A 10,717-nucleotide genomic window follows, 5' to 3' on the forward strand; every position below is an offset into this window, starting at 1 on the left:
GTCTGACCTTTCCGAGACCAGCCTCAGGGAAGCTGCTGCTCGCCTCATCCAGATGCCGCTTGGATCCCTGGCTAGGTGAGCACGATAAACTCCAAAGCCCGCAACACCTCAAACCACTCGGAAACTTCCAGCCGAACCGTGGAATCGGCAATCCACCGGCAGCCGGGATAAAAAGACTTGCGGTAGGCCCGAGCGGGATCCTTGTAGTCCACTTCCAATTGAAAGTGATCCGGCAGTGGGCGAGGACGGTAGGCCGACAGCCGCCTCAGGGATCCCTCTACACCTTGGCGGATGGCCTGTAGAACCTGCTGCGGATGTGGCGTAATGACCGACTGGCCTATCCCTTTGTGGGTGACCACCGTCTCGATGTGGGCGTCATAAGCTTTCGCTGCGGCACACACCTCCGCATCTCCGGCTACAAACACAACTGGGACTCCCTCATAGGCAGCCGTGAGGCTGACCAGGTGAAACTCGGCGATGGCCTGGCCGTTCAGCCGGATTTGGCTAACTTCGGTGGTGTAGGTGTGGGCGAGGGGGTTGGCAGCAGATCCGGCGCGGGCATGATAGCCGATCAAGATCAGGGCATTGTAACTGCGATCTAGCTCTTGCACCATACAGTAGGGGTGGCCGCTCCAGCCGCGGATGAGTTGCACCGGCTCCGGCAACCGCTCGGGGATGAGGTTTCGCCCTGAGTCATGGGCATCTTTGACCGTGATCTGCGTGGCTCCGGCAGCCAGGGATCCCTCACAAGCCGCGATCACTGCTCGGGTCATCTGCTCTCGGAATGCCTCGTAACCCGGCTGGCCGATGGTGGCCTCATCCCAATGGCTGATGCCGGCGATCCCTTCAATATCGGCACTGATATAGACCTTCATGCTTGGCTCAGTAGACTCAGCATTGGATTCTGTTGGGCTTCATCCACCCTCGGATGCCCCTCAGCATCGCTCTGGGCAAGGGATCCAAGCGGTTATTTCCCTTGCGAAAGCTGCCCCTGTCTCTGTTACGGATCCCTTCCCTGTTTTCGAGAAGTCGGGATGAAAAACAAGGACTCCATCCCGCTGAGGCGGTCAGAGAGCCACCAAAGAAGCAGATACCCCCTGCTGTAACTCCGACAACAATGAGGCCGGACGCCCCTTGTAGGGCCAGGCAAAAGCGTGACGAAAGGCTGCTTCCTGGCAGTGTTTGAGCTGCTCGAAATCGATAATGTCGTGGGTTAGCAAGTTTTCGTACTCAAACGGCAGCCGCACATTGTGCAAGCCGGCGTTGTCGGTGCAGATGGCAATATCCACCCCCGCGTCAAAGCAGCGGTCAAAGACAATCTTGAGGGGCTCCAAACTGGGCAGGGTTCCCGTTTTTAGATAGGTGGTGGGACAAACTTCTAGGCATTGTCCTCGCCGTGCCAGCTCCGGCAGCAATTCTGGATAGTGGAGGGGGATCTGAATGCCGTGGCCGATCCGCGAGACATAGGGCAGCAACTGTGGGTAGCAGCCATCCAAAGTTTCGTACAGGTGGGCAGTGGTTTTCAGGCCGCGGGCCAGCGCATACTTGAACAGCTCAATCCACTCGTCCATCCGTTCGCCGTAGGGCTTGTCTCCTCCGGCCAGGTCGATGGCACACACATACTCCGACTCAGCGGCAGCTTCCACCATGGCCCGGTTGATGTGGCTGGGCAGGCGTGAATGCAAACAGACGATCTGGGTGGTGACGATGGGATACTCCCGCTGCTGGCTGGCCTGCCCCACCGTCTCGATTACCTGGCGCATCTGCTTGAGGCGCTCCCCCTCATCCAGGCTGGGATCCGTGCGTAGGTAGGGAGTGTAGCGAATCTCCAGGTAGGCCAGATCCTCAAAGACGTAGGCTCCCCGCAGCAGGCGGTAGATAAAATAGGGCAGGGTTTCCAGGGTTTGCACCTGTTCCACCAGCGTGTGCAGCTCTAGGTAATCCTCGAGGGTGTTGCGCGGGCGGGTGTAGAACTCCTCAAACTCGGCATAGGTGGGAAAGCGCTCTGCCAAAGGGGATCCCTGGCGGTGAAAATAGCGCCACAGAATTCGGGGGACAACCGAACCGCCCAAATGACGGTGCAACTCCGCGTGAAGTGCCATAAACGCTCTACAGTGGCCCGCCAGGGGGCAGACTTGGTTCGTTTAAGTACTATTTCTACTCTTATCCTACTCTTATCCAACCGCCTCAGGCTTGTCCAGGTCTAATCCCGCAAGCCCGGCTAGAAGTTTAGATCGTCAAGCCGATCCCCTGCCCATCGTGGTAGGCGGCCAGCAGTAGGTCGGTGGTGGTATCCCAAGCAATCTCGCCCGAGCGCGATAGAGCAATGGCCCCAAAGGAGCGGCGACGTTGGCGGGCCTCTTGAAAAGACTTGGCCATGGCAGCCTTCAGGCTGAGGCCATCTTCCACTCGAATCACAATCCGCGCCGCCAAGCTCTCATCCAAAATATCTTCCCCGACACCAGTACAACTGACCCCCGCCGCCGCACTGGCATAGGTTCCCGCTGGAGTGGCCGAATCGCTTACTCGCCCCACCCGTTCAAACCCCCGCCCGCCGGTGGAGGTGCCGGCACAGATTTGCCCCTGTTGATCCAGGGCCACCGCCCCCACCGTGCCCATGGCCAGAGCGGTGAGAACCCTGGTCGGGGGATGGGTTTGACGCAACTGCACCCACTCTTGAACCCGCTTGAGAGTGGCCGGGTCATAGACCGGCAACTGCAGCTCCCGCGCCAGCTCTGCTGCCCCTTGTTCGGCCACCACGCGATCCGGGCTTGATTGCAGAGCCTGGGCCATGAGGATGGGATGCTGAACTCGGCTGACGTTGATCACCCCGCTAAAAGACTGGGTGGCCCCGTTCATGAGAGCGGCGCTCATGCGGATTTGCCCATCCGATTGCAAGACCGACCCCGTCCCGGCATTGTAGAGCGGATCGTCTTCCAGCAACTGGCAGGCATGCATCACCGCCGCCTCGGCACTCTGCCCAGCCAACAGCAGCTCGTAGGTGCTCTCCACCACCTGCTGCAGGGATCCCCTCACTTTTTCCAGGCTGCTTTCCCCTTCCAGGGCGCTGCCGGCTCCGCCGTGGATGATCAGTTTGGGCTGAGGCATGATGAGATCGGTTACCTTGTGAGAACAGTGGAAGACTATATTTTGATTTTCGGGTACAACATCCACCCATGCATCTGCTCCATCCCAGGGATCCCAACGCAAAGGGAGAGGGAGCCTTAAGATAATCCTGTAGATTTGCTAAGCATAGATACTCAAGGGCGATTCTGGTAAAGGGCTGTCGGATTGCAGCCGGCAGGGATCCCCCTGATGGTATGGCACAAGCGAGGTTACATCCATGGCGCTGCCCAGCTTGCACGAGTTTCCTTGGCTGACCACGGTCATCGCTTACCCTGTGTTGGCCGCCCTATTTATTCCCCTGATCCCAGCACCGGCTGGGGATCCCAGTACCCGCGCCTACGCACAAAAGTTGGCCGAGCGGATCCGCTGGTTTGCTTTGTTCATTGCGGTCACGGATCTGCTGATTCTGCTGGCCGGCTTCTATGTCGGCTACGATCCCGGCCAGACAGGTTTGCAACTGCTGGAGCGCTACACCTGGGTACCCCAAGTGGGCTTGAGTTGGTCGGTGGGGGCTGATGGCCTCTCCATGCCCCTGATCCTGCTCACGGCGTTTATCACTACCCTAGCCATCTTGGCCGCTTGGCCGGTCACCCTCAAACCTCGCCTCTTCTACTTTTTGATGCTGGCCATGTATGGCGGGCAGATCGGGGTGTTTGCCGTGCAGGACATGTTGCTGTTTTTCCTGATGTGGGAATTGGAGCTGATCCCGGTGTACTTGCTCCTCTCCATTTGGGGTGGGGCAAACCGCCTCTATGCGGCCACCAAGTTCATCCTCTACACGGCTCTCAGCTCCCTGTTTATCCTGGTGGCAGGTCTGGCTATGGCCTTCTACGGGGATCCCATCAGCTTTGACATGACGGATCTGGCCCACAAGACCTATCCACTCACCTTCCAACTGCTGATGTATGGGGCCTTCCTCATTGCCTATGGGGTGAAGCTGCCCATTTTCCCCTTGCACACTTGGCTGCCCGATGCCCACGGCGAGGCCACTGCGCCGGTGCACATGTTGCTGGCCGGGATCCTGCTCAAGATGGGGGGCTATGCCCTGATGCGCATGAATGCGGGCATGCTGCCGGATGCTCATCTTTACTTTGCGCCAGTGCTGATCGTGTTGGGGGTGGTGAACATCATCTTTGCCGCCCTCACCTCTTTCGCGCAGCGCAACCTGAAGCGGAAGATCGCCTATTCTTCCATCAGCCACATGGGCTTCGTGCTCATCGGTATCGGATCCCTGACGGAGATCGGCATGAGCGGCGCCATGCTGCAGATGATCTCCCACGGGCTGATCGGGGCCAGCCTGTTCTTTTTGGTGGGGGCCACCTACGACCGCACCCATACGCTGGAGCTGGAAGAAATGGGCGGCGTTGGCCTGAAGATGCCCAAGATCTTCTCCATGTTCACCGCCTGCTCCCTGGCTTCGCTAGCCCTACCCGGCATGAGCGGCTTTGTGGCCGAGATCATGGTGTTTATCGGCATGGCCACCACCGATGCCTACTCTCTCCCCTTCCGGTTGGTGGTGGTTTTCCTGGCAGCAGTTGGGGTGATCCTGACCCCCATCTACCTGCTGTCGATGTTGCGGCAGATTTTCTTTGGCCCGGAGAACAAAGAGCTCACCGAACACGAAGAATTGGTAGATGCTGAGCCACGCGAGGTGTTCATCATCGCCTGCCTGTTGATCCCCATCATCGGCATTGGGCTCTACCCCAAGCTGGTGACCAGCCTCTACGACCAATCCACCAACGCCTTGGTGGCGCTGCTGCGGCAGGAGCTGCCTCAAACTGGTGAGACGGTTGCCCAAGCTCCTGCCCTCTACAACAACTGAATGTTGAATTTGAATTGAGAATTGAGGGATGGAAGGAGATCCACTCTTTTTCTATCCCGCATTGGACTTGTGGCTCTCGCCAGCTTGAACTTGCATCCAGCCGAACAAAGTTGCGATTGTCAGTTGGATCCCTGAGGCGAAGGCAGGAGTGGGGATCACCTCTTGGGGATCCTCATGCACCGTCGGCTGCTGCCCGGCAGGGTAGGCGAAAACAACCCTTTCTTCGGGAGCCACGATCCACCCCATTTGGCAGCCGTGATCCAGGCCGATCAAGATTTTTTTGACCAGCTTCATTGGATTTTGATCGGGAGAGAAAATCTCGATCATCCAATCCGGGCAAAAGGGGATGAGATTTTGAATGGTGCCATCTTCATCCACAAGGATCCGATCCCAGGGGATCACAGAAATATCGGGCACAATCGCGTATCCGGCGAAGGTGCAGCGCAGCTCTGGAAATGCCATTCCCAGTTGAGAAGGCTCCAACATCTCGTTAATGAAGCTACCCAGTTTTAGTTGGAGACGGCTATGTTTTCCCTGTGGCATGGGCTTCTGGATAATTTCTCCTTTGATGAACTCGCTGGCGGGCTGAGTTTCCGGCTGTTGTAGAAAGTCTTCCAGAGTTAGAGGCTTGGCAGATAGACTGACCATGGCTTTCTCCCATCACGCTGCTATCCGATTAACAATAGACTGAGAAAGTATCAAAGCTGATCAAATCAAAACAGATCCCTGTCACGTTGTTGCCAAGTCATTTGGCGGTCATAAGGGCTTTTGCCGGAAAACAACCCCATCAGCGGCCCCAAAATGGCCCCAAACACAAAACCGCCCGCATGGGCCCAATAGGCAATCCCCCCACCCTGCATACCGATGTTGGTAGGCGTCTGTAGGCTGGCAATGCCGTAGAAGGCTTGCTGGATGAACCAAAAGCCTAGGAACACCCAAGCCGGAACGTAGAGGGTTGTGATGAAAATACCCAAGGGCACCAGGGTCAGAATCTCGGCCCGTGGAAAACGCAAAATATAGGCTCCCAATACGCCAGCAATAGCGCCGCTTGCCCCCAGTGAAGGAATGGGGGATCCCATATCGAAAAACCACTGCGTTAGCGCAGCCAAAGCTCCGCAAGCCAGGTAAAAGATGAGGTAACGCACATGGCCCAAGCGATCCTCAACGTTGTTGCCGAAAACCCACAAAAAAAGCATGTTCCCGCCAATGTGGAGAAAGCCCCCATGCAGAAATTGTGAGGTGAACAGGGTTACCCATTCTGGACGCGACGAAGAGGTGATCTCCCCTCGAAAACTGGCCGTCAACTCTATCGGTACCACTGCCCACTCCCGGAAAAAAGCTGCCAGCTCTTGTGGCGACAGGGTTAGCTGGTACAGAAAAATTAAGATGTTAACGATCACCAGGGCATAAGTGACATAGGCTGTGCGGGTGGTTGGGTTGCGATCTTGCAGGGGTACCACAGTTAAGATCCAGTCGACGTCACCCTCTAGCCTAGCCTGTTCTTTTCTGCCCCCCCAGGTTCACCTCTAAACCCCTACCTGAGGCTACACTAGGGTAACCTGCTGGGAGCTTTGCTGGTGAACCTATTTCAGTTTTCAGTCAAGCCCGCCCGGCAGAGGATAAACTGCAAGGCTGGACTAGAGGAGTGGATTGATGTCCGAGGTTGAAAGCCCCACTGCCCCGCTCAAGTTTTTGATCGTCGAAGATCATCCAGAGGTGGCTCAAAACAACTGTGAGTGGCTGCAACGCATTGCAGCCGATGCTCAATGTATTACGGTCACCAATCCCATGGACGCCATCCTGCGCCTGCAGCGGGAACAACCAGACTTGGTTGTAGCCGATCTGCTCTATGGTCAAACCAGCGGAGAGCAGTCTGCCGAGCCTGGCCTAGAGTTCCTGCGCCATATCTTTGAGAACTACCCCACCTTGAATGTGATGGCCTATTCCAGCGAGCCGCTGCTGCTCACTCCATTGGTGGGCCTGATCAGCAAACACCAGGGTGGGTTTGCCGCGGTCAACAAAATGGAACGGCGCACCGTGTTTTTGGAGGGGGCCAAAAGTGCCCTCAATGGAGAATTGCGCATGCCGCGGGAGTTGCGCGGTCTTACGAAGCTGACGGAACGAGAAATTGAGGTCTTGAATTTGCTCTGCAAAGAAGCCCTCACCGACCAAGCCATTGCCGATCGCATTCACACCAGCAAGAAGACCGTACAAAACTGTATCCAGAGGCTCAAAGAAAAGTTGGATATTTTCGGCTCTGAGGATGAGATCAACGCCCGCGTTGCCATGTGTATGACAGCCGTTCAGAAAAAGATTATCCAGTGGTGAAACAGAATAGATTATGAGTTTGTCTCTAAACACTACTTTGGCATAGATTGCCAATGGAGCTTATCCAAGAAGTGAGGGGGGATAAGTGATGTTATTAGAGGCCGAGACAAAGCTGGTACGGGATAAGTCACTGGGATACCTCGTAACAACAGAAGAAACGCCAATCGAGAAATGGAGCCCTTTTACTTTGCTGATGCGTGTTGTGTCGGTATCTTTATCTACATTGCTACTTATTGGACTTCCTATCTTCGCAGTTCTATCGGCAATACTTTCTGCCTTAGGGACATGGATCCCTAGCACTTTGGCCAGTGGCATACCTCCTATTGCTATGGCTTTTTCTGGATTGTTGGGTGGTTTATCGATGCTTCTTTGGTACTATTGGTACTCAAATCAACCCTATAAATCTAGGGTTGTTATTTTGAGCAATGGCTTCATTTATCATGACATCTATCGTGACATCCTAGGAAAGCAGAACAGACTTGCCTATAGGTATAACGAAATTGTCTCAGTGAACGTGGGCTTCAGTAAGAAGAGTGTCGGTTTTGTCAAATCAGAATGCTACCCATACTACAGCTACTACATCAATTGCCAAGGAAATCCTGTCGTATCTATATCTTCCCCGTCTTTGCCTTTGATGAGGTATGTAGCCAGCTACATTTGCTCCACGCGCTGGAAAGGCATGAGAGAAGCAATTGAGCGTGGACAAGAGGTTTCATTTGGATGCGTTGCCATAAGTAGGGAGTACGTTAGAGTCAAGGATTTCGGTTCTTCAGAGCGATTGTTATTTAGGATCCAGGCTATCAAAGAGATTAAGCTGTGCATTGATAGTGAGGATGGTTACGTATTCCGCCTGGAGTTTATCTCAGGGTCTAGGTCAACAAAGAGCTCTGATTGTTACTTCCGCTGTGACAAGGTAGATAACTTCCATCTATTTTTCAAGACACTCAAGCTTGTGGGTATCCCTATGAACCTTTCTGAGCTTCCAGCACGTCTCACCTTTGAGAATCATATTAGACAGGCAACAGATGGCTAGACACCAACCGAATGGAGGAGGCACCGATCTTTGGGTACAGCCTTTCCAGGAGATAAGCGAGGTAGTACTGCACGGCAAAGACAAAGAGCACGCATGAGGAAAAAGCAGGCTTCCATAGCTTCCGCCTTTATTTCCTCGAGACGACTGGGCGCCGGACAGCTTTCAACTTGGATCAGTGGATCCCCAGTGCAGAGGCAAACACACTGTGGCCCACAATGGCCTCTACCACAACACTGATGGCAAACCCCAGCATGGCCAGCCGTCCGTTCCATCGCTCCGCCTTCTCCGTCCAGCCAATCTCCCACTCCGGCGGGGTATCGCCGTCTTGACCGTACTGCGGCACATACCGCGGGCGACCGGCGCCTTCCCAGCCAGCAGGGCGCTTGGAGTTGAAGAAAGCCATCGAGCCAATCACAACAGCGGCCACCAGCCCGGCCACCATGACGGCAATGTAGGGGAGGAAGGGATTGTCAAGCATCATCGGACTGTCGAGATAGGGATAGATAGGGATTGAAGGGTGAAAAAGCTCCCAAAAAGGGTAGAGCTGTAACATCTCAAAGCCGAAGAGAAAGTCTGTGAGATGTCCAATGTGGCTCTACCGAAAAGTTCTTCGACAAATTATTGCAGGTTATTGCAGACCTAGCCACTGGGCGAGAGTGCTGGCAAAAACACTGTGGCCCAGCACCGCTTCTGTAGCAATGCTGATCACCAAGCCCAACATGGCCAAGCGTCCATTCCAACGCTCCGCTTGCTCTGTCCAGCCTGGGATCCAGTCGTTGGTGGTGTCGTAGTACTGGGCAACAGAAGCGGAGTCCAGACGAGAAGGGATTCTGGGAGACGATTGCATTGCTAATACCTCGTATTGGTTGCTGTAACCAAACTTAACACAAAGTTACATTTTGTGACAAGCTTCGCTTTCAGGTCAGGGAGGAAGGGATCCCTGGATGCTGGAAGGGATTGGGCGGATGGGTTTGCCGAAGGCTGGCCGGAAGCGATGTCATACTGAGGGAAGCAGGCTTTTTGCGCAGACCATGGCGGTATCCCCCCTTTCTTCTCTCAAGCTTGACCATTCTTTCGATCTGGCTGCCCAGGTGCGGTCAGATTTTCCGATTTTGCAGCGCCAGGTCAACGGCCACCCGCTAATCTACTTTGACAATGCCGCCACTTCTCAAAAGCCACTGGCGGTTATGCAGGCGATGGATCATTACTATCGACACTGCAACGCCAACGTGCATCGTGGGGTCCATACGCTGAGCAACGAAGCCACAGATGCCTATGAGGGGGCGCGGGAAAAGATCGCTCGGTTTGTGAACGCGCCTTCTCCTCAGGAGATCATTTACACCCGCAATGCCAGCGAAGCCATCAATCTGGTGGCCTACAGTTGGGGCTTGAGCCATCTGGAGCGGGGGGATGAGATCGTCCTCTCGGTGATGGAGCATCACAGCAACCTGATCCCGTGGCAATGGGTGGCCCAGAAGACGGGAGCCCACCTCAAGTTCATCCAGATCACGCCAGAGGGAGAGTTGGATCTGGAGCACTACCAATCTTTGCTCAGCGACCGCACCCGCTTGGTGGCGGTAACCCAGGTCTCCAACATGCTGGGATCCATCAACCCCGTTCAGGAGATTACTGAACTGGCCCATCGTTACGGAGCCAAGGTTTTGCTGGATGCCTGCCAGAGCGTGCCCCACATGCCTGTGGATGTCCAGGCGCTGGATTGCGATTGGTTGGCCTTTTCGGGGCACAAGATGTGTGGCCCAACGGGGATTGGCGTCCTCTACGGCAGGCGGGAGCTGCTGCGAGCGATGCCCCCTTTTTTGGGTGGGGGAGAGATGATCGCCGATGTGTACTGGGATCACGCCACCTATGCGGATATCCCCCACAAATTTGAGGCTGGTACGCCGGCGATTGCCCAGGCGGTGGGGCTGGGGGCAGCCGTAGATTACTTGAGCCAGATCGGTCTGGAGCGGGTTCATGCCCATGAACAAAGGTTGATTACCCACCTGTTGGACGGGATCCAGCACATAGCGGGTATTACGGTTTATGGCCCCAAGGATCCGGCGCGACGGGCAGGGCTGGTTAGCTTTTCGGTGGAGGCTGTCCATCCCCATGACCTGTCTACTTTGCTGGATGAGCAAGGCATTGCCGTTCGAGCGGGGCACCACTGCACTCAACCCCTCCATCGCTATTTGGGAGTACAATCCACTGCCCGAGCCAGTGTTTACCTGTACAACACGTTGGCGGAGGTGGATCGCTTTTTAGACGTGTTGGCAGAAGCGGTGGAGTTCTTCGGCGCTGCCCTAAGCTAGGGATCCGGGATAGACCTCTGAAGAGATGAGCATGCCTCTAACCCCCAAAACCCTGAACTTTGCTGAATTTACTGAGCTTTAGGCGGTTTGGCAAAAGTC

The 10,717-nt window shown here is 55.3% G+C and carries 11 protein-coding genes; 4 read left to right on the top strand and 7 right to left on the bottom strand.

Annotated features, from left to right (window positions below):
- Window positions 1–71: 71 nt before the first annotated feature.
- The 3 genes from NW837_RS11465 to NW837_RS11475 all read right to left on the bottom strand — a co-directional run bounded on the left by NW837_RS11465 (window position 72) and on the right by NW837_RS11475 (window position 3,108).
- Window positions 72–875, bottom strand: coding sequence for a M55 family metallopeptidase (locus NW837_RS11465; RefSeq protein WP_414331638.1), 804 nt, complete (start codon window positions 873–875; stop codon window positions 72–74).
- A 192-nt stretch (window positions 876–1,067) separates the two neighbouring features.
- Complete coding sequence (locus NW837_RS11470; RefSeq protein WP_414331640.1) at window positions 1,068–2,102, bottom strand: adenosine deaminase; 1,035 nt, start codon at window positions 2,100–2,102, stop codon at window positions 1,068–1,070.
- Window positions 2,103–2,229: 127 nt separating this feature from the next.
- Window positions 2,230–3,108, bottom strand: a complete 879-nt coding sequence (locus tag NW837_RS11475) for an isoaspartyl peptidase/L-asparaginase (RefSeq protein WP_011433592.1) — start codon at window positions 3,106–3,108, stop codon at window positions 2,230–2,232.
- A gap of 235 nt (window positions 3,109–3,343) precedes the next feature.
- On the opposite strand from NW837_RS11475, the gene NW837_RS11480 reads away from it, so the two are divergent.
- Window positions 3,344–4,948, top strand: coding sequence for an NAD(P)H-quinone oxidoreductase subunit 4 (locus NW837_RS11480; protein WP_414331642.1), 1,605 nt, complete (start codon window positions 3,344–3,346; stop codon window positions 4,946–4,948).
- 51 nt (window positions 4,949–4,999) lie between these two features.
- On the opposite strand, the gene NW837_RS11485 is transcribed toward NW837_RS11480, so the two are convergent.
- Together NW837_RS11485 and NW837_RS11490 are read right to left on the bottom strand one after the other, a co-directional pair.
- Window positions 5,000–5,596, bottom strand: a complete 597-nt coding sequence (locus NW837_RS11485) for a Uma2 family endonuclease (RefSeq protein WP_414331643.1) — start codon at window positions 5,594–5,596, stop codon at window positions 5,000–5,002.
- Window positions 5,597–5,661: 65 nt separating this feature from the next.
- Window positions 5,662–6,408, bottom strand: a complete 747-nt coding sequence (locus tag NW837_RS11490) for a rhomboid family intramembrane serine protease (RefSeq protein ID WP_414331644.1) — start codon at window positions 6,406–6,408, stop codon at window positions 5,662–5,664.
- Between the two features lie 193 nt (window positions 6,409–6,601).
- Between NW837_RS11490 and NW837_RS11495 the strand changes: the two genes are divergently transcribed.
- On the top strand, window positions 6,602–7,276 hold the full coding sequence (locus NW837_RS11495) for a response regulator transcription factor (protein ID WP_011433588.1): 675 nt from the start codon (window positions 6,602–6,604) through the stop codon (window positions 7,274–7,276).
- An 88-nt stretch (window positions 7,277–7,364) separates the two neighbouring features.
- Window positions 7,365–8,309: a hypothetical protein gene (locus tag NW837_RS11500; RefSeq protein WP_414331645.1), complete on the top strand. Its 945-nt coding sequence runs from the start codon at window positions 7,365–7,367 to the stop codon at window positions 8,307–8,309.
- A 172-nt stretch (window positions 8,310–8,481) separates the two neighbouring features.
- On the opposite strand, the gene psb35 is transcribed toward NW837_RS11500, so the two are convergent.
- A complete protein-coding gene (gene psb35 / locus NW837_RS11505; protein WP_414331646.1) occupies window positions 8,482–8,790 on the bottom strand; it encodes a photosystem II assembly protein Psb35 in 309 nt (102 codons plus the stop codon).
- Between the two features lie 147 nt (window positions 8,791–8,937).
- The gene (locus tag NW837_RS11510) at window positions 8,938–9,156 is read right to left on the bottom strand and encodes a hypothetical protein (RefSeq protein WP_011433585.1); all 219 of its coding nucleotides are present in this window, start codon (window positions 9,154–9,156) and stop codon (window positions 8,938–8,940) included.
- A 184-nt stretch (window positions 9,157–9,340) separates the two neighbouring features.
- On the opposite strand from NW837_RS11510, the gene NW837_RS11515 reads away from it, so the two are divergent.
- Entirely contained in the window at window positions 9,341–10,618 is a 1,278-nt protein-coding gene (locus tag NW837_RS11515) for a cysteine desulfurase (protein WP_414331647.1), read from the top strand.
- Window positions 10,619–10,717 lie beyond the last annotated feature (99 nt).

This window comes from Synechococcus sp. R6-10 (genome assembly GCF_047461815.1).
Lineage (GTDB): Bacteria > Cyanobacteriota > Cyanobacteriia > Thermostichales > Thermostichaceae > Thermostichus.